The 25,603-nt window shown below is 72.5% G+C and carries 21 protein-coding genes, 1 pseudogene and 2 riboswitches; of the genes and pseudogenes, 18 read left to right on the top strand and 4 right to left on the bottom strand.

The features are described from left to right. Positions 1–179 precede the first annotated feature (179 nt). The 7 genes from EV659_RS08745 to EV659_RS08715 all read left to right on the top strand — a co-directional run bounded on the left by EV659_RS08745 (position 180) and on the right by EV659_RS08715 (position 6,583). Entirely contained in the window at positions 180–2,009 is a 1,830-nt protein-coding gene (locus EV659_RS08745; RefSeq protein ID WP_165878802.1) for a TonB-dependent receptor plug domain-containing protein, read from the top strand. Positions 2,010–2,052: 43 nt separating this feature from the next. Continuing rightward, positions 2,053–2,664 carry a DUF7676 family protein gene (locus EV659_RS08740; protein ID WP_132708485.1) on the top strand — a complete coding sequence of 204 codons (612 nt, stop codon included), beginning with the start codon at positions 2,053–2,055 and terminating at the stop codon, positions 2,662–2,664. Then, the gene (locus EV659_RS08735; RefSeq protein WP_132708484.1) at positions 2,657–3,580 is read left to right on the top strand and encodes an ABC transporter substrate-binding protein; all 924 of its coding nucleotides are present in this window, start codon (positions 2,657–2,659) and stop codon (positions 3,578–3,580) included. The genes EV659_RS08740 and EV659_RS08735 overlap by 8 nt, the downstream gene beginning before the upstream one ends. Continuing rightward, positions 3,577–4,614 carry a FecCD family ABC transporter permease gene (locus tag EV659_RS08730; protein ID WP_132708483.1) on the top strand — a complete coding sequence of 346 codons (1,038 nt, stop codon included), beginning with the start codon at positions 3,577–3,579 and terminating at the stop codon, positions 4,612–4,614. Before EV659_RS08735 ends, EV659_RS08730 begins: the two co-directional genes overlap by 4 nt. Then, complete coding sequence (locus tag EV659_RS08725; protein ID WP_132708482.1) at positions 4,611–5,438, top strand: heme ABC transporter ATP-binding protein; 828 nt, start codon at positions 4,611–4,613, stop codon at positions 5,436–5,438. Before EV659_RS08730 ends, EV659_RS08725 begins: the two co-directional genes overlap by 4 nt. Then, positions 5,426–5,836 (top strand): DUF1636 domain-containing protein, encoded by a 411-nt coding sequence (locus EV659_RS08720; RefSeq protein WP_132708481.1) that lies wholly within the window; start codon positions 5,426–5,428, stop codon positions 5,834–5,836. The genes EV659_RS08725 and EV659_RS08720 overlap by 13 nt, the downstream gene beginning before the upstream one ends. Positions 5,837–5,905: 69 nt before the next feature. Next, entirely contained in the window at positions 5,906–6,583 is a 678-nt protein-coding gene (locus EV659_RS08715) for an energy-coupling factor ABC transporter permease (protein ID WP_132708480.1), read from the top strand. Positions 6,584–6,647: 64 nt separating this feature from the next. On the opposite strand, the gene cobO is transcribed toward EV659_RS08715, so the two are convergent. Genes cobO through cobW form a run of 3 tightly spaced genes read right to left on the bottom strand, consistent with a single transcriptional unit; the run spans position 6,648 to position 12,161 of the window. After that, a complete protein-coding gene (gene cobO / locus EV659_RS08710; RefSeq protein WP_132708479.1) occupies positions 6,648–7,277 on the bottom strand; it encodes a cob(I)yrinic acid a,c-diamide adenosyltransferase in 630 nt (209 codons plus the stop codon). After that, complete coding sequence (cobN, locus tag EV659_RS08705; protein WP_132708478.1) at positions 7,270–11,076, bottom strand: cobaltochelatase subunit CobN; 3,807 nt, start codon at positions 11,074–11,076, stop codon at positions 7,270–7,272. Before cobN ends, cobO begins: the two co-directional genes overlap by 8 nt. Further along, positions 11,076–12,161, bottom strand: coding sequence for a cobalamin biosynthesis protein CobW (cobW, locus tag EV659_RS08700; protein ID WP_132708513.1), 1,086 nt, complete (start codon positions 12,159–12,161; stop codon positions 11,076–11,078). Before cobW ends, cobN begins: the two co-directional genes overlap by 1 nt. A 185-nt stretch (positions 12,162–12,346) precedes the next feature. Beyond that, a riboswitch (cobalamin riboswitch) is annotated at positions 12,347–12,577 on the bottom strand. Between the two features lie 123 nt (positions 12,578–12,700). After that, positions 12,701–12,903: riboswitch (cobalamin riboswitch) on the top strand. Positions 12,904–13,029: 126 nt separating this feature from the next. On the opposite strand from cobW, the gene tcuA reads away from it, so the two are divergent. From tcuA to cobJ, 5 genes are read left to right on the top strand one after another with little or no spacing between them, the layout of a single operon-like run. After that, a complete protein-coding gene (gene tcuA, locus EV659_RS14855) occupies positions 13,030–15,690 on the top strand; it encodes an FAD-dependent tricarballylate dehydrogenase TcuA (RefSeq protein WP_200287960.1) in 2,661 nt (886 codons plus the stop codon). Beyond that, positions 15,687–16,955, top strand: a complete 1,269-nt coding sequence (locus tag EV659_RS08685; protein ID WP_132708477.1) for a hypothetical protein — start codon at positions 15,687–15,689, stop codon at positions 16,953–16,955. Before tcuA ends, EV659_RS08685 begins: the two co-directional genes overlap by 4 nt. Then, positions 16,948–17,604: a precorrin-8X methylmutase gene (locus tag EV659_RS08680; RefSeq protein ID WP_132708476.1), complete on the top strand. Its 657-nt coding sequence runs from the start codon at positions 16,948–16,950 to the stop codon at positions 17,602–17,604. The genes EV659_RS08685 and EV659_RS08680 overlap by 8 nt, the downstream gene beginning before the upstream one ends. Positions 17,605–17,608: 4 nt before the next feature. Beyond that, positions 17,609–18,331 carry a precorrin-2 C(20)-methyltransferase gene (locus EV659_RS08675; protein ID WP_132708475.1) on the top strand — a complete coding sequence of 241 codons (723 nt, stop codon included), beginning with the start codon at positions 17,609–17,611 and terminating at the stop codon, positions 18,329–18,331. Further along, positions 18,328–19,077, top strand: coding sequence for a precorrin-3B C(17)-methyltransferase (cobJ, locus tag EV659_RS08670; protein WP_132708474.1), 750 nt, complete (start codon positions 18,328–18,330; stop codon positions 19,075–19,077). The genes EV659_RS08675 and cobJ overlap by 4 nt, the downstream gene beginning before the upstream one ends. Here cobJ and EV659_RS08665 read toward each other — a convergent pair. Further along, a complete protein-coding gene (locus EV659_RS08665) occupies positions 19,056–19,811 on the bottom strand; it encodes a cobalt-precorrin-6A reductase (protein WP_132708473.1) in 756 nt (251 codons plus the stop codon). The genes cobJ and EV659_RS08665 overlap by 22 nt on opposite strands. Between EV659_RS08665 and cbiE the strand changes: the two genes are divergently transcribed. The 6 genes and pseudogenes from cbiE to cobF all read left to right on the top strand — a co-directional run bounded on the left by cbiE (position 19,810) and on the right by cobF (position 25,443). Next, complete coding sequence (gene cbiE / locus EV659_RS08660) at positions 19,810–21,093, top strand: precorrin-6y C5,15-methyltransferase (decarboxylating) subunit CbiE (protein ID WP_132708472.1); 1,284 nt, start codon at positions 19,810–19,812, stop codon at positions 21,091–21,093. The genes EV659_RS08665 and cbiE overlap by 2 nt on opposite strands. Further along, positions 21,090–21,488, top strand: a complete 399-nt coding sequence (locus EV659_RS08655; protein WP_132708471.1) for a cobalamin biosynthesis protein — start codon at positions 21,090–21,092, stop codon at positions 21,486–21,488. The genes cbiE and EV659_RS08655 overlap by 4 nt, the downstream gene beginning before the upstream one ends. Beyond that, a pseudogene (cobM, locus tag EV659_RS08650) lies at positions 21,485–22,249 on the top strand (precorrin-4 C(11)-methyltransferase); the annotation flags it as partial. The gene EV659_RS08655 and the pseudogene cobM, both read left to right, overlap by 4 nt. Positions 22,250–22,413: 164 nt before the next feature. After that, positions 22,414–23,811, top strand: a complete 1,398-nt coding sequence (locus EV659_RS08645) for a cobyrinic acid a,c-diamide synthase CobB (RefSeq protein WP_207894069.1) — start codon at positions 22,414–22,416, stop codon at positions 23,809–23,811. Further along, on the top strand, positions 23,808–24,653 hold the full coding sequence (gene cobA / locus EV659_RS08640; RefSeq protein ID WP_132708469.1) for a uroporphyrinogen-III C-methyltransferase: 846 nt from the start codon (positions 23,808–23,810) through the stop codon (positions 24,651–24,653). Before EV659_RS08645 ends, cobA begins: the two co-directional genes overlap by 4 nt. Before the next feature lie 10 nt (positions 24,654–24,663). After that, positions 24,664–25,443, top strand: coding sequence for a precorrin-6A synthase (deacetylating) (gene cobF, locus EV659_RS08635; RefSeq protein WP_132708510.1), 780 nt, complete (start codon positions 24,664–24,666; stop codon positions 25,441–25,443). The last annotated feature ends 160 nt before the right edge of the window (positions 25,444–25,603 follow it).

Here is a 25,603-nt window from a genome sequence, read left to right as displayed (position 1 = left end):
TCCACATCGGTTTCCGCCCAAGGCGCGGCTTGCGGGCTTCTGGCCCATCGCAACGGATCTGATGTGATATGTGTGCTTTTTCCAATTCATCCTGGTCTTTTTACGTTACCGCCCTCGTCGCTGCGGCAGGGCCCGTGGCCTCTGCGACGGCCGCCGAGGCTGGGGCGTCCGGCACAACCATGGTCGAGGAGGTGGAGGAAGTGGTCGTCACGGCGACCCGAATTCCCACCACGCTCGGCCGGACCGGCGCCTCGATCAGCGTCATAGACGATGTGGCGATCGAGCGGATGCAGGCGCGGTTCGTGCTTGACGTGCTCGATATGACGCCCGGTCTGAGCGTGTCGCAGTTCGGCGCGCGGGGCACGGATTCGAGCGTCCGTCTGCGCGGCCAGGGGCCCGAGGGAACGCTCGTGCTGCTCGACGGCATCGAAGTCTCGGACCCCAGCCGCAGCCAGACCGCCTTCGACTTCTCGCAGTTGATGAGCGGCGGACTGGCCCGCATCGAGGTACTGCGCGGGTCGCAAAGCGTGCTTTACGGCGGCGACGCGGTCGGCGGCGTGGTCAATATCACCACCAAGCGCGGCAGCGGGCCGGCGACCGGCTCGTTGCTGGCCGAATATGGCAGCTTCGACACCTATCTGGCCGGTATGCAGGTACGCGGCGGCGTCGCCGACGACCGCTTCGGCTATTCGATCAACGCGCAGTATCTGAACACCGACGGTTTTTCCGCCGCCGACGAGGACCTGCCCGGCAACAGCGAGGGCGAGGACTACAACAATGTCTCGTCCAACGGCCGGTTCGATCTGCGGGTCGTCGACGGGGTCGATCTGCGTGCCGTGTACCGTATCGCCAATGGCACGCTCAATTATGACCGGTGCGGCGGCCCCAATTGCGACGACCCCGACCGGGGCGACGATTTCCTGCAGTATTCGGGGCGCTTTTCGGCCCATGTCTCGGCGCTCGACGACCGTCTGACCGCCGAGATGGGCGCCGCATACGCGCGCAACGAACGCGAAGGCTTCGACGACGGCGCCGACAGCTTTTTCTACTATGGCGACCGCACCAAATTCGACGCCAACGCCCGCTATGCGCTGGCACGGGACCACGACATCGTCGCCGGCGTCGATATCGAGAACGAAGCCTATCGCTCGGACGGCGACCCGGTCGGTGCCGATGTGAACATTCGCGGCTATTATGCGCTCTATCAGGGCACGTTTTTCGACCGGTTGACGATTTCGGGCGGCGTGCGCCTGGACGATCACGAGTTGTTCGGCACCTTCGACACCTATCGGGTCACCGGCGCCTATCGCCTTGGTCCGATCGGCACCAAGCTTAAGGGCAGCTATGCCACCGGGTTCCGGGCGCCGAGCCTGTTCGAGTTGTTCGGCACCTGTTGCGGTGATCCGCAACTGGGCAATCCCGATCTGGAGCCGGAGCAAAGCACCAGTTGGGACGTCGGCGTCGAACAGGCGCTGTTCGCCGACCGGCTGCGCCTGGAGGCGACCTATTTCCGCATCGAAACCGACCGCGAGATCATCTTTGGCGGCGCGCTCGGCAATCCCGAACCGAACTATTTCAACACCGGCACGCCGACCACGTCCAAGGGCGTCGAAATCAGTGTCGATTGGGCGGCCAGCGAGACGGTCGATCTGGGCGGCACCTACACCTACAACGACGCCACTCTGGAAACCGGCGAGCGGTTGCAAAACCGGCCGCGCCACACCGCCAGCGCCTATGTGAACTGGGCGTTTTTGCGCGGGCGGGGCAATGTCAACCTGTCCGCCAACCATTTCTCCGACAGCGTCGACAGCGATTTCAGCACCTATCCCACGACGCTGCGCTCGCTCAAGGCGGATGCGATCCTGCGCCTGGCCGCCAGCTTCGACCTGACCGAGCGCCTGCAGCTTTCGGCCCGGATCGAGAACCTGCTGGACGAGAATTATCAGAGCGAAGCCGGCTACGGCACCGCGCCGATCAGTGCCTATGGCGCGATCCGCTACCGCTTCTGACCCTTGCGCGCCCCCCCCCTGACCCATGAAGGAGACGTGACCCATGTCCACCACTGAACAGCCCTCTGCGCAAGCCCCGCGCCCGACCCCGATGGCGACGGTGACCGACCATGCCACCGGGCGTCAGGAGCATGTCTGGTCGTTGCCGGTCGACGAGGCGTTCCTCGATGGCTTTTTGCGCCACCTGTTCGAGACCCATCATGACAAGTTGACCTTCGGGCCGATGATCCAGGGCGCCGCCTATGAGATGAAGGCGCCGGGCAAGCCCAAGCGGATCACTCTGGGCGACGGCTATTGGACCGTCTTCTGGCACGGTGGCGGCCATTTCCACCTCTGCCTGGGCACCAATTACGGCACGCCCGACCATCCGACGCCGCCGGCGTTGATCGCCAAGCGGCGGCCGGGCCGGGCCGAGTTGTTCCGTGGCCTCGACCGCGCCGGCCACCCGGTGACCTGGGGCTTTCGCATGTTCAACGGCGACAAGGATCCCCAGATCACCATCTTCTTCCCCAACCCGTTCATCACCGACGAGGACGAGATCGCCGCGGCGCCGGACTGGTCGCGCTTGGCGCTGTGGCACGAGATTTTGGAACGCTATACCGGCCACGCGCCCGACGGCCTGGACACGACCGGGAAGGGTTTCGGTCATGGCTAGGCGGTTGTGTCGACGCGGCCGGCCGCCGTGGCGCGGGCTGGGCTCGGCGGTTGCGGGCCTGGCCGGCCTGGCGTTTCTGGCCGCGCCGGCGCTGGCCGGGGCGGCCGGGGCGGCGGCGCTGCCGCGCGTCGCCTCGGCCAGCGTTTGCGCCGACCAGTATGTGCTCGCGCTCGCCGACCCCGAGCAGATCGTTTCGGTGACCGAACGCGCCGCCGGGCCGCTGTCCTTCTATGCCGAGCGGGCGCAGGGATTGCCGACCAATCGCCGGGCGCTTGAGGAGTTTCTGGTGCTCGATGTGGACGTGGTCGTGCTCGACACCCATGACGTGCCGCAGTTGCGCCGCACCTTGCCGCGCTTTGGCGTGTCGGTGGTCGATCTCGCCACCAGCGCCGCGCACTTTGACGCCGTCTATGACGAGATCGCCAAGGTCGCGCGCGCGGTTGGCCAGCCGGCGCGCGGTGAGGCGCTGGTCGCCGACATCCGGCAACGCCTGGCCGTGCTGCGCGACCGGGCGGCCCAAGCGGTCGGGTCGGATCGGCGCCGGTTGGTCAGCTATTTTCGCCCCGACGGTGGCGGCGCCGGTCGCGGGACCTTCGTCCACACGGTCCTGGACGCGGCGGGCTTCGAGAATCTTCAGGCCCGACTCGGTTTCGACGGCTGGGGCGGCATTCCCATGGAGCAACTGGTCCTGACCCCGCCCGAGGCCGGGGTGACCAGTTTCTTCGATCTGCGCCCCAATGCGGTCGGCAACCGTTTCGGCTCGCACCCCTTTTACCGTCATCTGGCGCGCAACGATGCCTTGGTGCCGATTCCGGGCCGCCTGTGGCCGTGCGCCGGGCCGATGCTGATCGATGCCGCCGAGGCGCTGTTCGAGGCCCGTGACCGCTACACCCCGCTTGAGGAGGCGCGGCCATGAGCGTGTCGGTTTCGGCGTCAGCGTCGGCGGCGGCGCCCGCGGCGCGCCCGCTATGGCCGCTGCATCTGGGCCTTGGCGGGCTGATCCTGGTGTTGTTCGCCCTGTCGCTTCAGTTCGGCTATGTGGATGTGGCACCCGGTCGGGTGGTGGCGGCGGCGTTCGGCATCGGCGACGATAAACTGGTCACCATCGTGCAGGATCTGCGCCTGCCGCGCACCTTGCTGGCGTTGATGATCGGCGCCGCCATGGGCATGTCCGGGGCGGTGCTGCAAGGCTTGTTGCGCAACCCTCTGGCCGAGCCAGGCGTGCTCGGCGTCACGTCGGCGGCCGGTCTCGGTGCGATCGTGGCGATCTACTTCGGGCTTTCCAAGATGCTGCCCTATGCGGTGCCGGTGTCGGCCATGATCGGGGCCGGCGTGGCGACCGCGACCCTTTACGCCATCGTCGCCGCCGGTCGATCGGGCTTGACCCTGATCCTGGCCGGGGTCGCCATCTCGGGGCTTTGCGTCGCCCTGCAGTCGCTGGCGATGAACCTGTCGCCCAACCCCTGGGCGGTCAATGAGATGGTGTTTTGGCTGCTCGGTTCGGTGAAGGATCGCAGCTTCACCGATGTGGCCCTGGTGGCGCCGTTCATCGCTCTTGGCACCGTGGTTCTGGTCACCGCAGGGCGCGCGCTCAATGCCCTGACCTTGGGCGAGGATGCGGCGCTCAGCCTTGGGGTCAGCCTGTCGCGGGTGCGCTTGGCGGCGGTCGTCGGTACCAGTTTGGCCGTCGGGGCCAGCGTCGCGGTCGCCGGCGGGATCGGTTTCATCGGCTTGGTGGTGCCGCACCTCCTGCGCCCGGCGGTGGGCCATCTGCCGAGCCGCCTGTTGGTGCCGAGCGCGCTCGGCGGTGCCGCCTTGTTACTGGCCGCCGACATGGCTGTGCGGCTGATCCAAGAGGGGCCGGAATTGCACCTGGGGGTGGTGACCTCGCTGCTCGGTGCGCCGTTCTTCCTTTATTTGATCCTCAAAACCAAAACGGGGCTGTCATGACCGTCTTGCAGACCCAGGGCCTGGCGGCTCAGCTGGGCCAGAAGCGAATCCTCAGCGATGTGTCGGTGTCGTTTAGCGCCGGCCAGGTGACCGGGTTGATCGGCCCCAACGGAGCCGGCAAGTCGACGCTGATCAAGGCCTTGTGCCGGTTGATCGAGCCTGCGGCCGGCACCGTCCAGTTGGATGGTGCGCCGCTCGCCGGCTATGCCCGGCGCGATCTGGCGCGGCGGCTTGGCTATCTGCCCCAGGGCCATACCACGCACTGGCCGTTGTGCGTCGAGCAGGTGGTCACACTCGGTCGGCTGCCCCATCTGGGCCCGTTCGAGGCGGCGGCGCCGGAAGATGCCCGGATGGTCGAGGAGGCCATGGCCAAGACCGATGTGCTGGCGTTGCGCGATCGCCGTGTCGACACCTTGTCCGGCGGCGAACGCGCGCGGGTCATGCTGGCCCGGGTGTTGGCCTCGCAGACCCCGGTGTTGCTGGCCGACGAGCCGGTTGCCGCCCTTGACCCCTATCACCAGCTGCACCTGATGGATTTGCTCGGCCAGTTGGCCGCCGAGGGCCGGCTGGTGGTTTGCGTCCTGCACGATCTGGCGCTGGCGGCGCGCTTTTGCGACCGGTTGGTGCTCATGGACCGGGGCCGGGTGGTGGCGACGGGGCCTGCTGATCAGGTGCTGGCGCCGGGCCATCTGCGCGACACCTACCGGATCCGCGCCCTCTACGGCGCCGAGCAGGACGAACCCTATGTTTTACCCTGGCGCCGGGTCGCCGCCTCGGCGTCGTCCAACCGAGTTCGAACGGAGGTCTCCCCATGGTCACATTGAAACCCGCGGCCGAGGCGGCGGTGGTCGTCTGCCGGACGTGCAAATACGCCGCGGACAATCGCGAAGGCCCCGACGGCCGCACCGGCGGCGCCCACCTCGCCGAGGCGTTGCGCCAGGGGCGCGACCGGGCCGGCGACGACGCGCTGGCGATCGAGGAAACCGACTGCCTGTTCGCCTGTTCGCGCTTTTGCACCGTGCACCTGCGCGCGCCGGGCAAGGTGAGCTACGTGCTCGGCGGGTTCGAGCCGACGCCCGCCGCCGCCGACGCCATCCTCACATTCTTTCGTCACTATCTCGACAGCGACGGCGGCGCGGTGCCGTTCAAGCTGTGGCCCCAGGGCGTCAAGGGCCGGTTCATCACCCGCCAGCCACCGCCGGGCGCGGTGGTCGAGCGCTGACCGCGTCGCCACGCCATCACCCGATCATCGCCCAGACCAACAGACCAACAAACTACAGGAGGACACCCCATGCATATCGAACCGGGCATCGTTCACGGCGCCAAGATGGCGCTGGCCTATGGCACGGCCGCCGGCGCTGCGGGGCTGACCCTGCGCGCCGCCTGGCGCCTGGTGGCGGCCGAGGGCCTGGCCGCGCTGGCGCTGCGCTCGACAATCGCGGCCGTGGCCGTGCTGGCCTTCTTCCAACTGCTGCCGCACACCCAGGCCGGGATCTCGGAGGTGCACTTCATCTTCGGCACGTCCTTGTTGTTGATCCTGGGGGCTGCGCCGGCGGCGATCGGTCTGGCTGCCGGCTTGCTGGTTCAGGGACTGGCGTTCGCGCCCGCCGACCTGGCCATGTACGCGGTCAATGTGACGACGCTGCTGCTGCCGCTTTTTGCCATGGCGGAACTGGCACGGCGGTCGATCCCGGCGGGCCGGGCTTATGTGGATCTGGGCTATCTGGACGTGCTCAAGCTGTCGGCGGCCTATCAGGGCGGCGTGGTCGCTTGGGTGGCGTTCTGGGCCTTCTATGGCCAGGGGCTCGGCGCCGGCGTGCCGGCGGGCGTGGCCAGCTTCGCCCTTGGCTATTGGATCGTGTTGGCGGTCGAGCCGCTGGTGGACCTGGCCCTTCTGGCGCTCGCCAAGGCGCTGTCGGGTCGCTTGTCCCGGCCCTTGGTGGCGCCGCGTCTGTTGCAGGCGGCCTGACCGACTGCCGCCGCCGTCGCTTGGACCGAGCGGCGGCGGCGCTGCGACCGGATCGGCCGGGGGATTAGTACTCGACGCCCGGCTGGGCCTTCACGCCGGCGCGGAACGGGTGTTTGACCAGCGTCATCTCGGTGACCAGATCGGCGGCGTCGATCAGGGCGTCGGCGGCGTTGCGCCCGGTCAGCACCACATGGGTGTCGGCGGGCTTGTCGTGGGCCAGGAACGCCAGCACCGCGTCCAGGTCCAGATAGCCGTAGCGCAGCGCCACATTGATCTCGTCAAGCAGCACCATGCGCACCGCCGGGTCGCGGATCAGCCGCTTGGCGGTTTCCCAGCCGGCCTCGGCCATGGCCATGTCACGCGCCTTGTCCTGGGTGATCCAGGTAAAGCCCTCGCCCATGGTGTGAAACTGGCACAGGTCGCCGAACCGGTCCTCGATCAGCCGGCGTTCGCCGGTGTCCATGCCGCCCTTGATGAACTGCACCACCGCGCAGCCCATGCCATGGGCGATGCAGCGGAAGATCATCGTGAAAGCGGCCGAGCTTTTGCCCTTGCCCTTGCCGGTATGGACGATGATCAGGCCCTTTTCCTCGGTCTTGGTGGCCATGATCTTGTCGCGCGCGGCCGCCTTCTTGGCCATCTTGGCGGCGTGATCGGTACCGCGGCTTTGGGCATCGCTGGGCGTGTCAGGCATTGGAGCTCTCCTGGTTGGGGGCGGCGGCCTTGAGGCTGTCGAGCAGCGCCGGCACCGAGTTCGCCTTGGGGTGCCACAGGCCGCGCGCGATCGCTTCGTCGAAGCGCTCGGCCATCTCGCGCAGGGCATCGGGGTTGGTCTCGGCCAGAAACGCCCGGGTGTCGTCGTCTTGCAGATAAGCCTGGCACACCAGGTCGAAATGGTGATGGCGGACCGCGTGGGTGGTGGCGGCGAAGGCGAACAGATAGTCGACCGTGGCGGCCATCTCGGCGCCGCCCTTATAGCCGTGGCGTTTGACCCCGGCGATCCATTTGGGGTTGGCGGCGCGGGCGCGCACCACGCGGCCGATCTCTTCGTCCAGCGTCCGGATCACCGGGCGTTCGGGGCGCGAATGGTCGCTGTGGAAGACCTCGGGCGCGGTGCCGCTCAGATGCTCCACGGTGGCTGCCATCCCGCCCTCGAACTGGTAATAGTCGTCGCTGTCGAGCAGGTCGTGTTCGCGATTGTCCTGGTTTTGCACCACCGCTTCGACGCTCGCCAGCCGTTCGGCCAGTTGCGCGCGCGCCGGCCGGCCCTCGGCGCCGTCGCCATAGGCATAGCCGCCCCAGTCGAGGAAGCTCTGGGCCAGGTCGGCGCGGTCGCGCCACAGGCGTTCGTCGATCAGCGCCTGCAAGCCGGCGCCATAGGCCCCGGGCTTGGCGCCGAACACCCGATAGCCGGCCAGGGCTGCGGGGTCCTTGGCGCCGCTGGCGGCCAGGCGCGCGCGGTCGCGGGCGAAGCGCGCGGCGGCGGGGTTGTCGGCTTCCGGTTCGTCGAGCGCCATGACCGCGCGCGCGGCGCTGTCGATCAGGTCGATCTGGGCTGGGAAGGCGTCGCGGAAGAAGCCCGAGACGCGCAGGGTGACGTCGACGCGCGGCCGGCCGAGCACCGAGGCGGGCAGGATCTCGAAGCCGATCACCCGACGCGAGCCGGGGTCCCAGCGCGGCCGCACGCCCATCAGCGCCAGCGCCTGGGCGATGTCGTCGCCGCCGGTGCGCATATTGGCGGTGCCCCAGGCGGTCAGGGCCAGTCGGCGCGGCCAGTCGCCATGGTCCTGGGCGTAGCGCTCGACCAGCCGGCAGGCCGACTTCCAGCCGAGCGCCCAGGCCGCCTCGGTGGGCACCGAGCGGGTGTCGACGGAGAAGAAGTTGCGCCCGGTGGGCAGCACGTCGGGGCGCCCGCGGGTCGGCGCGCCGGCCGGTCCCGGGGCCACGAACCGGCCGTCGAGCCCGGCGAGCAGGCCGGCCATTTCCGCCCGCCCCGACGCCGCCACGGCGGGCCTGAGCCGGCCGTCGATGTCGTCGAGCACGGCGCGGGTGTGGGTCCAGGCGTCGGGCGCCGGGCGGCCCTCGATCAGGGCTGCGGCCAGTTGTTCCAGGCGCTCGACGGTATCGCCATGGCTGCGCCAGGTGCCGGCGTCGATCTCGGCCAGGGCGTGCGGGCGCGGGCCGGTCCAGGGATCGCCCAGGCGGCAGTCGAGCGGGTCGAAGGTTTCGTCCAAGAGCCCCAGGTCGCGGGCAAGGGCGCGGATCAGCGAGGCGCTGGCGCCGGCGTCGCGGCCGCGCGGCAGGCGGGCCAGGGCGGCGATCAGGTCGGTGGCCAGCCGTCCCTCGGGCGCCCGGCCGAACACGTGCAGGCCGTCGCGGATCTGGCTTTCCTTGAGCTCGCACAGATAGTCGTCGAGCTTGCGCAGGCGGCTGTCGGCGTCCTCGTCCGGCCCGAACCCGGCGTCCAGGTGCAGCCCGGCGCTTTCGCTGAGGTCGAGAATACGGTCGCGCAGATGGCCAAGCCGGCGCGCGTCGAGGCCGGCGGCCTCGTAATACTCGTCGACCAGGGCTTCCAGGTCGCGCAGCGGTCCATAGGTCTCGGCGCGGGTCAAGGGCGGCGTCAGATGGTCGACGATCACCGCCTGGGCGCGGCGCTTGGCCTGGGTGCCTTCGCCGGGATCGTTGACGATGAACGGATAGAGGTGCGGCAGCGGCCCCAGGGCGACCTCGGGAAAGCAGCGCTCGCTGACCGACACCGCCTTGCCCGGCAACCATTCCAGATTGCCGTGCTTGCCCAGATGGACCACGGCGTGGGCGCCGAACACGCGGCGCAGCCAGAAATAGACCGCCAGATAGCCGTGCGGCGGCACCAGGTCGGGGGCGTGATAGGTGGCCACCGGGTCGATCTGATAGCCGCGCGCGGGCTGGATGGCGACCACCGCATTGCCATAGACCACCACGCCCAGGCGAAACACCGCCCCGGCCACGAACGGGTCGTCCTCGGGCCGGCCCCAGCGCGCGGTCACCTGGGCCTGCACGGTCTGGGGCAACGCGGCGAAGGCGGTCTTGTAAGCGTCGAGCGGCCAGGCCACGCCGCCCTGACGCCCGCCCGGACCGTCGGCGGCGTTGGTCGGCCCGGCCAACAGGTCGGCGATGACGCCGGCGCCGTCCTCGGGCGCCCCGGCGACGCCATAGCCCGCGTCGGCCAGGGCGCTGAGCACATGGGCGCAGGCGGCCGGGGTGTCCAGGCCCACGCCATTGGCCAGCCGGCCGTTGCGGTTGGGGTAGTTGGCCAGGATCAGCGCGACCCGGCGCGCCGCCGGCGGCGTGGCGCGCAACTCGGCCCAGGCCGCGGCCAGTCGGGCGGTGAACGCCACCCGGTCGGGCACCGGGCGGTAGCCGAGGATCGGGCATTGGGTGGCGTCGTCGCGGGCCAGTTCGCCCTTGAAGCCGATGGCGCGGGCGAGCACCCGGCCGTCGACCTCGGGCAGGGCCACGTTCATGGCGATGTCGCGCGCCGACAGCCCCCGGTCGCCGGTCTCCCAGGCGTCGCGGGACATGGCCGACAAGACGATCTGCAACACCGGCGCGCCCGGCGCGTCGAGCACCGTCGCGGTCCGCGCCCCGGCCCCGGTTCCGACCCCGCCTCCGGCCCCGGCGGAGCCAGGGTCTTGCGGCTTGGCGATGGCGAAGCTGGTGGCGTTCAGCACCACGTCGGGCGGGGCGTCGGCGAACAAGCGCTCGACGATCGCGGCGGCCACCGGGTCCTTGAGCGACGTGACATAGATCGGCAGCGGGTTGAGACCCTGATCGGCCAGGGCTTGGGCCAGCGCGTCGATGGGCGCCAATCCAGCCCCCTGCAACAAGGCGCGGTAGAACACAATCGCCGCCACCGGTCGGCCGTCGACCCAGCGCGCCCGCAAGGCGGCCAGATCGCCCACGCCTTGGCCCGGCCGGTAGACCCCGGCGCGCAGCAGCGGCACCGCGTCGGCGGGGCGCGCGCCGCGGCCCAGCATGTGGCCGGCCAGGCGCAGGAAATTGGCGGCATTTTCCGGGCCGGCCTCGACCAGATAGCCCCACAGCGCGTGCCAGTGGGCCGGGTCCACCGACGAGTGGGCGGCCAGGTCGTCGTCCGCCTTGTCGTCGCCGGGCAGGGCGGCGAACGCCACGCCGGCGTCGGCCAGGCGCTCGACGCACTGTTCGAGCCCATAGGACCAATAGGCGCGCCCGCCCAGCAGCCGGGCGATCACCAGCCGCGACCGGGTCAGGGTGGCGTCCAGATAGAGGTCGATGCTGTAGGGGTGGGCCAGCCAGTCGGCGCGCGCCAGCCGCAGGCTCGGCGCGTCGGGTCCAAGCCGCGCGTGCGCCTCGGCCAGGGCGGCCAGTTCGCTGTCATTGGCCGAGATCACCACGATGTCGGCGGGGCTTTGGCCCGGGTCGACCGGTTCGGTGCCGTCGGTGATGTCGCCCTGTTGGGCCTGCAGCAGGTGCATCAGGCGGCCACGGCCTCGGCGCCGAGCGCGGCGGCCACGCCGGCGCGGTCGACGCCGGCTTGGGCGATCACCACCAGGCGCGTCTCGCGCGGTTCGTCGGCGCTGAACGGGCGGTCGAAATGGGTGGTCACCCGGGGCCCGACGCCCTGGACCACCAGGCGCAACGGCTTGCCCCGCACCGCCGCGAAGCCCTTGACCCGCAGCAGGCCATGGTCGGCGATGGTCGTCCGTACCCGGTCGCTCAGCGCCGCCGCGTCGTCGGCTTCGGGGGCGGCGACCACGAAGCTTTCGAAGGCGTCATGGTCATGGTCGTGGTCATGGTCGCCATGGTGGTCGTCTCCGGCGCCGTCATCGTCGTGATGGTGATGGACCGCGCGGCGGGCGTCCAGATCGGCCTCGGCCGCCCGGGTCAGGCCCAGCAGCACCGCCGGCGCGACCACGCCGTGGGCGCTGGCCATGACCCGCACGCCGGTGCGCGCTTCGGCGGTCAGGCGGTCGGTCAGCGCGCGCGCCGCCTCGGCGCCTAACAGGTCGGTCTTGTTGACCAGGATCAGGTCGGCGCAGGCGATCTGGTCGGCGAACAGCTCGGACAGCGGCGTCTCGTGGCTGAGATTGTCGTCGGCGGCGCGCTGGCGGTCGACCGCGGCCTCGTCGGCGGCGAAGCGTCCCTCCGACACGGCGAGCCCGTCGACCACCGTGACCACGCCGTCGACGGTCACCTCGGTGCGCACGTCGGGCCAGTTGAAGGCGCGCACCAGCGGTTGCGGCAGGGCCAGACCCGATGTTTCGATCACGATATGATCGGGCCGCGGGTTGCGCGCCAGGATCGTTTCGATGGCGGGCAGAAAGTCGTCGGCCACGGCGCAGCAGATACAGCCGTTGGACAGTTCGACCACCTCGTCGTCGCCGCAGCCTTCGATGCCGCAGCCCTTGAGGATCTCGCCGTCGACGCCCAGGTCGCCGAACTCGTTGACGATCAGGGCGATGCGCCGGCCGTCGGCATGGTCGATCAGGTGCCGGATCAGGGTCGTTTTGCCGACGCCGAGGAAACCGGTGATGATGGTGGCGGGGATCTTGGCGGTCATGGTCATGGGGGCGTGGCTCTTCCGCTGCGTCGTCCGGCCCAGGGGGCACGGCGCCGGGTGACAGGGCGGGCGGGAAGAGACGTGACGTCGACCGAACCGCCGGGCGAGGGTGCCCGGGCGACCGCAGACGGCACCGGCCTCCCCGCCGGTGACAGTCGTGCCCATCCGGCGCCGAGCAAGCGTCGACGCCGATGGGGGCGAGGCAGGTCTCCCGGCTCGCGGGTCTGGGCCTTGGTCTTTGCCTTCCCGAGCGCCCGAAGGCGCCAGTGGCATGGGGTCAAGACAAGGCTCGCCGCTGACGGTCGCGGGGGCGGCGCGGTCACCGATTGGCGCATGGAGATGCCAACCGGCCCGACTTCCCTTTTCAACGAACCGACCCTGGCGGCCGGCCCGTCACCATCGCAGCCGTGAGCATTCCATAGCCCGGGCAGGCGGGCAAGGACCGATCCCGCTCGGCGGCCGGGTGGGGCGGCCGGCGCCCGCCCTCGGGCCGCGGGTCATCGTCAAGCGCGCTTGACAGTCGCGGGTGTCAGTGTCTACCCACCAGGGCGTGCAACGGTTCCCCGGTCGGCGTCGCCATCCGGGGCTAAGAGGGAAGCCGGTGAGAGACCGGCGCCGCCCCCGCGACTGTAAGCGGTGAGCTTTCGTCCCCTTTCGGCCACTGCCGTCCCTTGGATGGTGGGAAGGCGGGGCAAAGCCCAGACCCGCGAGCCAGGAGACCTGCCGGCACCAATGTTCGTCCTCGGGCGGGGTGCCCCGGTGGATCGCCGACAACGCGCAGTCGCTCCGGGTCGCCCCATGTCGCTGCCGCCGCGTTTCGCGATGTGCTTCCCCCGCTCAGAGTGTGCAACCGGGCGGGGAAGCCTTGATGGCGACGCAGACGACGTCTTTACAGCCTGTCCGGCGCCGTGCCGCCGATCGTCCGCTCGTGCCCGGTGGCGCCGGGCTGTGGGACGTGGCGGTGATCGGCGGCGGCATGGCCGGGCTGTGCGCGGCCATCGAGGCGCGGTTGTCCGGCGCCTTTGCCGTGCTGGTGCTGGATGCCGCCCCTTGGGCGCTGCGCGGCGGCAATGCCCGCCATGCCCGCAATCTGCGCCTGGCCCAGGACGCGCCGAGCCCCTGGCAGCCCGATCGCTATCCGGTCGCCGAATTCGCCGCCGATCTGGCCCGGCTTGACGGCGCCGACCGGGCGTTGGCGGCGATGGTCGCGCAAGGGGCGTCGGCGCTCGGACCGTGGCTGGCCGATCAAGGCGTGGCGTTCGAGCCGCTGGCCGCCGGCGATCTGCCCTATTCGCGGCGCACCCGGTTTCTGCGCGGCGGCGGCCAGGCCTTGGTCAACGCGCTCTATGCCCGCAGCGGGGCGCTCGGCGTGCGGGTGGTCCAGGATATGCCGGTGCTGGGGGTGGCGCTGGGGGAGCCCGGCGACGGGGTGCGCCTGGATTTGGCCGGCGGCGGCGGGGTTCGGGCACAAAGCGTCGTGGTCGCCTGCGGGGGCTATGCCGCCGACCGGGCGGCGCTGGCCCGCTCGGCGGGCTCCGAGCCATCGGCGTTGGCCAATCGCGGCACCCCTTACAATCGCGGCGAGCCCCTGACGGCCTTGTGGGCCGCCGGTGCGCTGTCGGCCGGGCGGCCCGGCGACGGCCACTGGGTAGCGGTGGACGCGCGCGCGCCATGTGACGACGCCGGCATCGTGGCGCGCGCCGAGGGCATGGCGCTCGGCATCGTCGTCGACCGCTCGGGCCGGCGGTTTGCCGACGAACGCGCGGTGACCGGCCCGGCGCGTTACTCCCATTGGGGGCGCCTGTTGGCCGAGCGCGCCGACCCCGAAGCCTGGATCGTCCTCGGCGCCGAGGCGCTGGCGTCCTTGCCGCCGCTGGTCTACCCGCCGATCGTCGACGCGACGCCGTCGGGACTGGCGCGGCGCTGCGGCATCGCGGCGGCGGGCCTGGAGGCGACGCTGGCCAGCGATCCGGTGGCTGCCGAACGGTTGGGCCATGGCCGCGGTCCGTTCGCCGCGCTGCCGATCCGTCCCGGGATCACCTTCACCCGCCACGGGCTGGCGGTCGACGACGCCTGCCGGGTGCGTGTCGGCGACGGCGGCGCGGCCGAGGCGGTGTTCGCCGCCGGCGCGGCCATCGCCGGGGCGGTCATGGGGCAGGGCTATCTGTCGGGCCTGGGGCTGACCCTGGCCGGCGTGTCGGGCCGGGTGGCCGGGCGCGCGGCGGCGCGTCGGGTCACCCTCGCACCGGGGGCGAAGGCGCAATCCGCTGACGCCCAGACCGCCGCCGCCCCATTCGTCGCGTCAGTGGCCGCACCAGCCGTCGAGGCCATGCCCTCGGCGCCCGGCGGACCCGGCCGCGTCTCCCGGATGGCGTCGGCGACGGCGGCCACGACCGCTTCGGGGGTGGCCTTGGGCGGCGGGGCGGAGGACGACGCCCGGCGCACGCTCAATCTGTGCAATGTGTGCGGGTTCTGTACCGGCTTGTGCGATGTGTTCGCCGCCGCTCAGCGCCGCCCGGACCTGCGCGCCGCCGATCTGCGCCATCTGGCGCATCTGTGTCATGACTGCCGGTCCTGTTTCTACGATTGCCAGTATGCGCCGCCGCACCGGTTCGCCATCGGCGTGCCGGCGGCGCTGGCGCGGGTGCGCCTCGACCATTATGGCGACCCGCGTCTGGCCGGCGGCCTGTTCTGGGGCGCGGTGGTCGCCGTGCCGGCGGCCATGCTGCTGCTGGTCCCGGGCGCGCGCCTGTTTGCCGTCCACCAGGGCGCCGGCGCCTTCTATGCGGTGCTGCCGCACGCGGTCATGTCGGCGCTGGCGGCGACCGGCGTCGCCTTGGCCGGGCTTTGGCTGGCCGGGCGATTGGGGAGGTTCTGGCTGGCCAGCGCCGGGCCGCCGGTGCATTGGTCCTGGCGGGTTGTGGCGCGCGGCGTGGCCGATGCTGTGGTGCTGCGCAATCTGGGCGGCGGTCGCGGTCCTGGGTGTCACGACCGGCTGGGGCGCACCGACCGCTGGCGCCGGTGGAGCCACCATGCCGTGGTGACCGGGGTCGCGTTGACCGCCGCCGCCACCCTGGTGGCGGCGGTCTACCACGCCGGTCTGGGCCGTGTGGCGCCCTATCCGCTGACCAGTCCGCCGGTCTGGCTCGGCACCCTGGGCGGTGTGTTCATGCTGGGCGGGCTCGCCGGCCTCGCCCGTCGCCGCCGGCACCGGGACCAGGCGCCCGACCATGGCCCCATGGCGCGCGCCGACCGGGCGCTGCGCGGCCGTTTGGCCTGGGTCGCGGCCTCGGGACTGGTCTTGCTGGCGCTGCGCGACACCCCGGCCATGGGGCTGATGCTCGCGCTGCACCTGGGCAGTGTGCTGGGCCTGACCTTGACCGTGCCGATTTCCAAGCTCGCCCATGGCGCGTTCCGCACCGCCGCCTTGATCCGCGAGGCGGGCGAACGCGCCGCGCGGCAACGCGCGGCCCGCGCCGGGCAGGGCCGGGTGTCGAAGCTGGGCCGGGCGGAGGCAGGCGGCGCATGATCACCGGCCAGCCCAGCTTCGACCCGACCGCGCCGGCCGCCGATGTGATCCTGGTCGCCGACGACGATGCATTGTTGCGCCTGTGCGCGCGCGCCTGGCGCGCCGCCGCTGCCGAGCGCACCGACCTGCCGCGCTTGCGCTTGGCGCCGATGGCGGCGGTGACACTTGCGGGCGACCGGGCGGCGGGCGCGCCGCTCAGCCGCTGCCGGGCGCCGGCCTTGACCGCCGAGGCGGTGGCCGGTGCCCAGGGCGTCGCCGTGGTGGCGACCCGGCCCGACGCCGCCACCGACCGGGTGGTCGAGCGGCTGAGCCACTGGCGGGCCGGCGGCCCCTTGGCGGTCGTCGCCGATCCGGCCGATCCGGCCGGGGCGGGCGTGTCGGCCGGGCGCGCGGCGCCCGCGCCCCTGCCGGCGTCGACCGTGCAGCGATTGTGGCGCTTGCTGGCCGGCGGCGGTATCCCCGCCGCCCGCGCCGCCTTGGCGCAATTGGCGCTCGCCTTCGGGGTCTATGTGCCGCCGTCGGTGGGGCCGAAGCGCCTGGCCGCCATGGCGGCGTGGACGCCCGATGGGGGGGCGGCCTGCCCGGCCGCGCGGCTTTTGGCCGTCGACCGCGACCCGCGGCCGCGCGTGCTGCTCGCTGTGGATCGGCAGATGATCGCCAGCGCCGACACGGCGGGCGTGACGGCGCTGGTGGACGCCTTGGCGGCCCGTGGCCTCGACGTCTGGACGCTGTTTTCGCCCCCGGCCGGGGCGCCGGCCTGCGCGGCGCGCTGGCTCGCCCGGCAGGCGCGGCTGATCGGCGCTGGGGCGCTGGTCGACGCCCGCGCGCCCGGGGCGGCGCCGGTGCCGGCGGCGGGCGTGGCCGGCGTGCACCGGGCGAGCTTCGCGCCCGTCGGCCCGCCTTCGCCCCCGCCCCCGCCCCCGCCTTCGTCATCGCCTTCGCCCCGGTCTTCTCTATCGCCCGGTGCGACCGGGATCGTGGCGCTCGGCCGGCCGGTGCTGGCGCCGTTCGACGCCCGGCTCGGGCTCGCCTGGCCCGAAACCCATGGGCATGGCGCCGCTGTCGCTGCGTTGGCCGAGCGGGTCGCCGGGGCGATCCCGGCCGGTGCTCCGGCCCGCTTCCCGATGCCTCAAAGGCTCCAAGCGCCCTCCACGGTTCTTGAAAGCCGCGCCCACCATGGTCGCCATAGCAGCCCGGCGGTGTCCGCCGACCGGCCGGCTGGCGATGCGTTTTCCCTTCCAACTGGGTTTGTCGCCGATGTCTGATCCCTGTTCCCCGCCCGCGCGGCGTTATGACTATGAAACCGATGGCGCGGCCATCTATGCGCAATCGTTCGCCATCATCCGCGCCGAGGCGGCGCTCGACCGGTTCGACGCCGACGAAGAGCCGGTGGCGGTGCGCATGATCCACGCCGCCGGCATGGTCGACTTGGCGCCGCATATCCGCTTCTCCGCCGGCTTTGCCGGTGCCGCGCGCCGGGCGCTCGGCGGTGGGGCGCCGATCCTGTGCGACGCGCGCATGGTCTCGGAAGGCATCACGCGCCGGCGCCTGCCCGCCGACAATCCGGTGATCTGCACGCTGACCGACCCAAGCGTGCCGGCGCGCGCCGCCGCCATGGCCAATACCCGCTCGGCCGCCGCGCTTGAGCTGTGGCGGCCGCACCTGGCGGGGGCTGTGGTGGCGATCGGCAACGCGCCGACCGCCCTGTTTCACCTGCTGACCATGTTGGCCGAGCCCGATTGCCCGCGCCCCGCCGCGATCATCGGCTGTCCGGTGGGCTTTGTGGGGGCGGCGGAATCGAAGGACGCGCTTTGGGCCGCCCAGCCGGTGCCGTGCGCCATCGTCGCCGGCCGCCTGGGCGGCAGCGCGATCACCGTGGCGGCGGTCAACGCGCTCGCCAGTCGGGAGGAATAGGGGTATGGGCACGATCTATGGCCTGGGGCTCGGCCCCGGCGATCCTGACCTGATGACGGTGCGCGCGGCACGGCTGCTGGCCGCCGCCGGTCATGTGGCGTTCTTCCGCAAGGCCGGCCGGCCGGGGCGCGCGCGGACCATCGTCGAGGGGCTGCTGCCGCCCACCGCCGTCGAACTGGCCATGGAGTATCCGGTGACCACCGAGATCCCGGTCGACGACCCGCGCTATAACGCCCTGCTGTCGGGGTTCTACGCGCGGTGGGCCGGGCAGTTGGGCGCGCTGGTGGAGGCCGGCCGCGACGTGGTGGTCTTATGCGAGGGCGACCCGTTCTTCTACGGCTCGTTCATGCACCTGCACGCGCGCCTCAAGGACCGCTGCCGGGTCGAAGTGGTGCCCGGGATCACCGCCATGTCGGCGGCGTGGACCGCCAGCGGCCAGCCGGTGACCTGGGGCGACGATGTGCTGACCGTGCTGCCCGGCACGCTGGACGAGGAGCGGCTGACCGCCGGCATCGCCCAAGCCGACGCGGTGGTGGTGATGAAGCTCGGCTGCCATTTGGACCGGGTGCGCCGCGCCTTCGACCGCGCCGGCCGGGGCGACGACGCGTGGCTGGTCCAATGCGCCACGCTGCCCGAGCAGCGGGTGGTGCCGCTGCGCGCCTATGAGCGCCGAAGCACCCCCTATTTCTCGATTGTGGTCGCCCACGGCCGGGGGCGGCGGCCATGACCGGGTGGCTGGCGATCGCAGGCCTGGGACCGGGCGACCCCCGGTTGGTCACGCCCGAGGTGCAAGCGGCCCTCGACCACGCCACCGACCTGGTCGGCTATGCGCCTTATGTGGCGCGGGTGCCCGTGCGGGCGGGCGTGGCGCGCCATGGCTCCGACAACCGGGTCGAGGTGGAGCGCGCCGGCACCGCCCTCGCGCTCGCCGCCGAGGGGCGCCGGGTGGTCGTGGTGTCGTCGGGCGATCCGGGCGTGTTTGCCATGGCCTCGGCGGTGTTCGAGGCGGTGGAGGCGGGGCCCGAGGCGTGGGCGGCGCTCGACATCCGCGTCTTGCCCGGGATCACCGCCATGCTGGCGGCCGCCGCCCGGGCCGGCGCGCCCCTGGGCCATGATTTCTGCGCGATCAATTTGAGCGACAATCTCAAGCCCTGGTCGTTGATCGAGACCCGGCTGCGGCTGGCGGTCGAGGCCGATTTCGCCATCGCGCTGTACAATCCGCGCTCGCGCGCCCGCCCGCAAGGCTTCGCCCGCGCGCTGGCCCTGTTGACCGAGGCGTGCGGCGCCGACCGGGCGATCCTGTTCGCCCGCGCGGTGTCGACGCCCGACGAGCGGATCGAGGTCGTGCGCCTGGGCGCCGCGACGCCTGAGATGGCCGACATGCGCACGGTGGTGATCCTGGGGTCGAGCCGGACCCGGCTGATCGCCCGGCCGGGCGGCCGGCCGTTCGTCTACACGCCGAGGTCGGCTTGAGTATGGGCGAGCCAGTCGAACACCGCCGGCACCGAGGCCAGGTCGGTACGCGCCGGCAGCGCCGGCCTGTCGACCATCACCACCGGCAGGGACAGCGCCCGCGCCGCGTCGATCTTGGCCCGCGCGCCGGTGCCGCCGGCGTTTTTCGACACCACCAGGTCGATGCGGTGGTCGCGCATCAGCGCGCTGTCGCCGGCTTGGGTGAACGGCCCGCGCGACACCACCACATGGGCGTGGGGCAGCGGCAGCGGCGCTGCGGGCGGGTCGACCAGCCGCAACAGATAGAAATGCTGCGGCTGGGCGGCGAAGCGCTCCAGATGCATGCGGCCCACGGCGGCCATGACCCGGCGCGGCGGCCCGGCCAGGGCGGCCACCGCCGCGTCCATGTCGGCGACCCGGTGCCAGCGGTCGCCGGGGCCGGGCGTCCAGGGCGGCCGGGTCAGCGCGGCCAGCGGCACGCCCACGGCCGCGCACGCGGCGACCGCATGGGCGCTCATGGTCGCGGCGAAGGGGTGGGTGGCGTCGACCACATGGCTGATCCGGTTGGCGCGCAGATAGTCGACCAGCCCGGCGACGCCGCCGAAGCCGCCGACGCGCGTGGCGATAGGCTGCGGCTTGGGACGCGCCACCCGGCCGGCGAGCGACAACACCGCCGGTTGCCCGCGCTCGGCCATCGCTTGGGCCAGCGCCGTGGCCTCGGTGGTGCCGCCCAGGATGAGGATTGATGCGACCATGACCGACACTCCTTGGTTGAGCATTGTGGGCGTGGGCGAAAATGGCGCGGATGGGCTGTGTGGCGCAAGCCGTGCCGCACTCGATGCGGCGCAGTGGATCATCGGGCCGCCGCGCCATCTGGCGTTGATCGACGGGCTGGGAGCCAGGGCGGCCGAGCGGCTGGTCTGGCCGGCGCCGTTCGCCGACGGGCTCGCCTTGGTCGAGGCGCGGCGCGGCCGGCCCGGCGTGGTGCTGGCCTCGGGCGATCCGTTCTGGTTTGGCGCCGGCCGCAGCCTCGCCCGGCGGTTGGCGGCGGGGGAATGGCGCGCCTTGCCGGGGCCGTCGACTTTCTCGCTCGCCGCCGCGCGGCTTGGCTGGGGGCTGGAACAGACGCTGTGCCTGGGCCTGCACGCCGCACCGGTGACCCGGCTGCGGCCCCATCTGGCGCCCGGCGTGCGCGCGCTGGTGCTGGTCCGCGACGGCGCCGCGTTCGCCGATCTGGCGCAGTGGCTGTGCGATCGCGGGTTCGCCGCCACGCGGCTGTGGGCCATGGAAGCGCTGGGCGGGCCGCGCGAACGGGTCCGCGCGGCAACCGCCGAGGCGGTGGCGGGGCAGGCGGTCTGGGCCGCCGATCCGCCCGCCCATCCGGTGTGTGCGGCGCTCGACATGGCCTGCGACCCGGCGCCGGCGGGCGGCGGGGCAGAGAGGGTCGCCGGCGGGGGGGCGCTTCTGGTGCCGTGCGCCAGCGGCTGGCCCGACGCGCTGTTCGACCATGACGGCCAGATCACCAAGCGCCCGGTGCGCGCGCTGACCCTGTCGGCGCTGTGCCCGCGCGCGGGCGAGCATCTGTGGGATATCGGCAGCGGCTCGGGCTCGGTGGCCATCGAGTGGCTGGCCTGTCACGCCAGTTTGCGCGCCACCGCGGTCGAGGCCGACGCGACCCGCGCGCGCCGTCTGGCCGCCAATGCCTGCGCCTTGGGCGCCGACCGGTTGGCGGTCGTGCACGGCCGGGCGCCCGAGGCCCTGGCCGAGCTGCGCGCGCCCGACGACCGACCGGACGCGGTGTTCATCGGCGGCGGGCTGTCCGAGGCGCTGCTCGACGCCGTGTGGCAGCGTTTGGCGCCGGGCGGGCGCTTGGTCGCCAACGCGGTGACCCTGGAATCGGAGGCGTTGCTGGGCCGGTGGCAGCGCCATGTCGGTGGCACGCTGTTGCGCATCGCCTTGTCCGAGGCGCAGCCCCTGGGGCGCCGGCAAGCCTGGGCGGCGGCCTATCCCATCGTGCAGTGGAGCGTCAGCCGATGAGCGCGCAGCGCATCGCCGGCTTCGGGTTTCGGGCCGGGGCGGGGCTGGCCAGTCTTGAAGACGCCCTGATCCGCGCCGGCGGGGCTGCCGGGGTCAGCGCGCTGGCCGTGCCCGCCGACAAGGCCGACGCCGGGGCGGTGCGGCGGCTGGCCCGGCAGCTGGGCCTGACGCTCCATGCGGTGCCGCCGGGTCGGCTGTCGGCGGTGGCGACGCCGACCCGCTCGGCCCACAGCCTGGCCCACCGGGGCACCGGCAGCGTCGCCGAGGCCGCCGCCCTGGCCGCTGCGCGGGCGCTCGATCCGCGCGCCTGCCTGACCCGGACCCGCAGGATTTCGGGCGATCGCCAAGCCACTTGCGCCATCGCCACCGTTTTCGTTTCACGAGGTGCCCCATGACCGTTCACTTCATCGGCGCCGGCCCCGGTGCCGCCGACCTGTTGACCCTGCGCGCGCGCGACCTGATCGCCGCCTGCCCGGTCTGTCTTTATGCCGGCTCGTTGGTGCCCGAGGCGGTGCTGGCCCACGCCCCGGCGGGCGCGCGGCTGGTCAACACCGCGCCCCTCGACCTCGACGCCATCGTCGCCGAGTGTCGCGCGGCGCACGACGCCGGCCTGGACGTGGCGCGGCTGCACTCGGGCGACCTGTCGATCTGGTCGGCCATGGGCGAACAACTGCGCCGCCTGCGGGCGCTCTCTATCCCCGTGTCGGTGACCCCGGGGGTGCCCGCCTTTGCCGCCGCCGCCGCGGCGCTGGAAGCCGAATTGACCCTGCCGGGCGTGGCCCAGTCGGTGGTGCTGACGCGCACGCCGGGGCGGGCCTCGGCCATGCCCGAGGCCGAGAGTCTGGCCAATTTTGCGCGCACCGGGGCGACCCTGGCGGTGCACCTGTCGATCCACAATCTGGCCCGCGTGGTCGCCGACTTGCGCCCGCACTATGGCGCCGACTGTCCGGTGGCGGTGGTCTATCGCGCCAGTTGGCCCGACCAGGCGGTCGTGCGCGCCAGCCTGGCGACCATCGAAACGGCGATGGCCGAGCGCGCGGGCCATGTGGCGCGCACGGCGCTGATCCTGGTGGGCCCGGCGCTCGGTGGCGACGGCTTCGACGACAGCCGGCTCTACGCCGCCGACTATGATCGCCGGTTCCGCCCCGGTCAGGCCCATGGCGGCCCTGGCGCCCAGGCCGGCCCCGATGCGCCCGCCCCACAAGCGCCCCAAGGCGCGGCCGTGGCGGCGCCGGGCGGCGCTGTCGGCGGTGCGGTCGATGGCGCGGCTGGGCATAGCCGGAATGGGCACGGGGGGAATGGCCACGGCGGGGGCGGGCGGTGAGCGGGGTTCGGACGCTGCCGCCGGGGCTTCTGGTCTCGGCGCCGGGGTCGGGGCGCGGCAAGACCACGCTGACCCTGGGCTTGTTGCGCGCGTTCACCCGGGCCGGCGTCACCGTGCAGCCGTTCAAGACCGGGCCGGACTATATCGACCCGGCGTTCCACCGGGCGGCGGCGGGGCGGGCGTCGTTCAACCTCGACGGCTGGGCCATGGCGCCGCCGCTTCTCAACACCATCGCGGGCCAGGCACAGGGCGCCGACCTGATCGTCGCCGAGGGCGCCATGGGCCTGTTCGACGGTGCCGGCCACCAGGGCGTCAGCGACGGCGGCAGCAGTGCCGACATGGCGCAGCGGTTCGGCTGGCCGGTGGTGCTGGTGCTCGACGTCAGCGCCCAGGCGCAGTCGGCCGCCGCCACCGCCTGGGGGTTCGCCCATTGTCCGGGCGCGCCGCGCCTGGCCGGCGTGGTGCTCAACCGGGTTGCCGGGGCGCGCCACGAAGCGCTGGTGCGCGCCGGCCTCGACGCCATGGGGCTGCCGGTCCTGGGCGCCCTGCCGCGTCGCGCCGATCTGAGCCTGCCCGAACGCCATCTGGGGCTGGTCCAGGCGGGCGAGCGCGCCGACCTCGACGCCACGCTCGACCGGCTCGCCGATTTCGTCGCCGCCCATGTGGACCTGGACGCGGTGCGCGCCGCCGCCCGGGGTGAACCAGGCGAACCGGACGCGCCGGGCGTGGCTGGGGGCAGCACTGGGTCCGGCACTGGGGGCGAGCCGAGGTCGGCGGGCGCGCGGGCCGCCGGCTGGCCGCCGCCGCCGGCGGCGTGCATCGCGCTCGCCCGCGACGCGGCGTTTTCCTTCACCTATCCGCATCTGGTGGCCGCCTGGCGTGCTCAAGGCGCCGAGGTTCGACCGTTCTCGCCGCTCGCCGACGAGCCGCCGGCGGCCGATGCCGACCTGGTGTGGCTGCCCGGCGGCTATCCCGAACTGCACGCCGGCAGGTTGGCCGCTGCATCGCGCTTTCTCGACGGCCTGCGCGCCCACGCCCGGACCCGGCCGGTGCACGGCGAGTGCGGCGGCTACATGGTGTTGGGCCAGGGGCTGGTCGACGCCGACGGCCGCCGCCACGCCATGGCCGGGCTGTTGGGGCTGGTCACCAGTTTCGAGCAGCGCCGCCTGAGCCTGGGCTATCGCCGGGCGACCTTGCGGGCGGCCATGCCGGGCCATGGCGCCGGCGCCGTGCTGTCGGGCCACGAGTTTCACTATGCCACCATCGTCGACCAACCCGACCCGCCGCTTGCGCACGTCACCGGGGCTGCCGGCGTGGCCGTGGACGAGACCGGTTCGACCCGCGGCCGGGTGACCGGCAGCTTCTTTCACCTGATCGCGGAGATCCAGCCATGACCGATACGCCGAGCGGTTTCGTCAGTTTCGTCAGCGCCGGGCCGGGCGATCCAGGGTTGCTGACCTTGCACGCCGTCGACCGGTTGAAGCGGGCCGATGCGGTGCTGTTCGACGACCTGGCCTCGGGGCCGATCCTGGCCCATGCCCGGGCCGACGCCGACCTGATCGGGGTCGGCAAGCGCGCCGGCCGGCCGTCGCCGCGCCAGGACCATATCTCGCGCTTGCTGATCGACTATGCCGAACGGGGGTTGCGGGTGGTGCGTCTCAAGGCCGGCGACGCCGGCCTGTTTGGGCGCCTGGAAGAGGAAATCGTCGCGGTGCGCGGCGCCGGGCTGGGCTATGAGATCGTCCCCGGCGTCACCGCGGCCTGTGCCGCCGCTGCTGCCGCCGGGCTGCCGCTGACCCGGCGCCTGACCGCCCGGCGGGTGCAGTTCGTCACCGGCCACGACGCGCGCGGCGACCTGCCGGACGATCTGGATCTGGCGGCGCTGGCCGACCGCCACGCCACCACCGTGGTCTATATGGGCCGGCGCACCTTCTCGCGCCTGGCCGAGGCGCTGATGGCGCAGGGGCTGCCGGGCGACACGCCGGCGCTGTTGGCCGAAGCGGTCAGCACGCCGGCCGAGCACCTGACCCGCACCACCGTGCACGAACTGGCGCTCGCGGTAGCGACACCGCCGGCCGACCCGGCAGCGCCGGCCTTGATCCTGTTCGGCGCGCTCGCGGCGGCCGAGGCTGTCGGCGACCATCCGGTTCCCGCAACCGCGCCAGCATCGGCCCATCCACCGGCACCGGACGTCCGGCCCGGCGACCGCCGGTGCCGTGAGACACGCCATGGCTGAGGCGGCGGCGATCGGCGAATTGCTGTTGATCGGCATCGGCACTGGCAACCCCGATCATGTGACCGGCGAGGCGGCGCACGCGCTGCGCACGGCCGATCTGGTGCTGATCCCCCGCAAGGGCGCCGACAAGGCCGATCTGGCCGACTTGCGCCGCGATATCTGTGGGCGGATTCTGGGTGCCGACGGGCGGCTGGTCGAGTTCGACCTGCCGGTGCGCGACGCCTCGGGCGACTATCTGGCCGGGGTCGACGCCTGGCACGATGCTATCGCTGCGGCCTGGCGCGCGGCGGCTCAGCGGGCGGGGCGCGCGCTGCGCGGTGGCGCCGGGCCACGGGTGGCGCTGCTGGTTTGGGGCGACCCCTCGCTTTACGACAGTTCGCTGCGCATCGCCCGGCGGCTCGACCCCATGCCCCGGATCCGGGTGGTGCCGGGCATCACCGCTTTGCAGGCTCTGTGCGCGGCGCACGCGATCCCGTTCAACACCGTGGGCGCGCCGGTCATGGTGACCACCGGGCGCCGGTTGCGCGACCGGGGCTGGCCCGAGGGCGTCGATCGGGTGGCGGTGATGCTTGACGGCGGCGGGGCGTTCCAGGCGCTCGACCCGGCGGGGGTGGAGATCTGGTGGGGCGCCTATCTGGGCATGGACAATCAAGTGTTGATCCAGGGGCCGCTGGGGGAGGTCGGCGCCCGGATCCTGTCGACCCGCGCCGAGGCACGCCGTGCCCATGGCTGGATCATGGATGTTTACATTCTGCACCGGCACGGCGGCGACACGGGGGCGGCCCGGTGATCCCGGCAGAAGGCACTCATTGCCTTCGCTACTGGCCCCGGTCGCGCCAGGGCGGGGCGATACACAGGTCCCCGTTCTCTCCGGGCGGCCATGCCGTCCCGAGGCGTGGCCAGCCCTGACAAACACGCCGCCGAACGCCGGCATGGCCCCATGGCGCCGT

This window comes from Rhodothalassium salexigens DSM 2132 (assembly GCF_004341375.1).
In the GTDB taxonomy this organism is placed as follows: Bacteria; Pseudomonadota; Alphaproteobacteria; order Sphingomonadales; family Rhodothalassiaceae; genus Rhodothalassium; species Rhodothalassium salexigens.
The sequence above is the reverse complement of the archived record's forward strand: the minus strand, read 5'-3'. Positions and strand labels throughout refer to the sequence as shown.

Bases quoted from the DNA above. Each gene is read 5' to 3' on its own strand.
- EV659_RS08745 (WP_165878802.1), top strand. From the start codon at position 180: ATGGTCGAGGAGGTGGAGGAAGTGGTCGTCACGGCGACCCGAATTCCC.
- EV659_RS08740 (WP_132708485.1), top strand. From the start codon at position 2,053: ATGTCCACCACTGAACAGCCCTCTGCGCAAGCCCCGCGCCCGACCCCG.
- EV659_RS08735 (WP_132708484.1), top strand. From the start codon at position 2,657: ATGGCTAGGCGGTTGTGTCGACGCGGCCGGCCGCCGTGGCGCGGGCTG.
- EV659_RS08730 (WP_132708483.1), top strand. From the start codon at position 3,577: ATGAGCGTGTCGGTTTCGGCGTCAGCGTCGGCGGCGGCGCCCGCGGCG.
- EV659_RS08725 (WP_132708482.1), top strand. From the start codon at position 4,611: ATGACCGTCTTGCAGACCCAGGGCCTGGCGGCTCAGCTGGGCCAGAAG.
- EV659_RS08720 (WP_132708481.1), top strand. From the start codon at position 5,426: ATGGTCACATTGAAACCCGCGGCCGAGGCGGCGGTGGTCGTCTGCCGG.
- EV659_RS08715 (WP_132708480.1), top strand. From the start codon at position 5,906: ATGCATATCGAACCGGGCATCGTTCACGGCGCCAAGATGGCGCTGGCC.
- cobO (WP_132708479.1), bottom strand. From the start codon at position 7,277: ATGCCTGACACGCCCAGCGATGCCCAAAGCCGCGGTACCGATCACGCC.
- cobN (WP_132708478.1), bottom strand. From the start codon at position 11,076: ATGCACCTGCTGCAGGCCCAACAGGGCGACATCACCGACGGCACCGAA.
- cobW (WP_132708513.1), bottom strand. From the start codon at position 12,161: ATGACCGCCAAGATCCCCGCCACCATCATCACCGGTTTCCTCGGCGTC.
- tcuA (WP_200287960.1), top strand. From the start codon at position 13,030: ATGGCGACGCAGACGACGTCTTTACAGCCTGTCCGGCGCCGTGCCGCC.
- EV659_RS08685 (WP_132708477.1), top strand. From the start codon at position 15,687: ATGATCACCGGCCAGCCCAGCTTCGACCCGACCGCGCCGGCCGCCGAT.
- EV659_RS08680 (WP_132708476.1), top strand. From the start codon at position 16,948: ATGTCTGATCCCTGTTCCCCGCCCGCGCGGCGTTATGACTATGAAACC.
- EV659_RS08675 (WP_132708475.1), top strand. From the start codon at position 17,609: ATGGGCACGATCTATGGCCTGGGGCTCGGCCCCGGCGATCCTGACCTG.
- cobJ (WP_132708474.1), top strand. From the start codon at position 18,328: ATGACCGGGTGGCTGGCGATCGCAGGCCTGGGACCGGGCGACCCCCGG.
- cbiE (WP_132708472.1), top strand. From the start codon at position 19,810: ATGACCGACACTCCTTGGTTGAGCATTGTGGGCGTGGGCGAAAATGGC.
- EV659_RS08665 (WP_132708473.1), bottom strand. From the start codon at position 19,811: ATGGTCGCATCAATCCTCATCCTGGGCGGCACCACCGAGGCCACGGCG.
- EV659_RS08655 (WP_132708471.1), top strand. From the start codon at position 21,090: ATGAGCGCGCAGCGCATCGCCGGCTTCGGGTTTCGGGCCGGGGCGGGG.
- cobA (WP_132708469.1), top strand. From the start codon at position 23,808: ATGACCGATACGCCGAGCGGTTTCGTCAGTTTCGTCAGCGCCGGGCCG.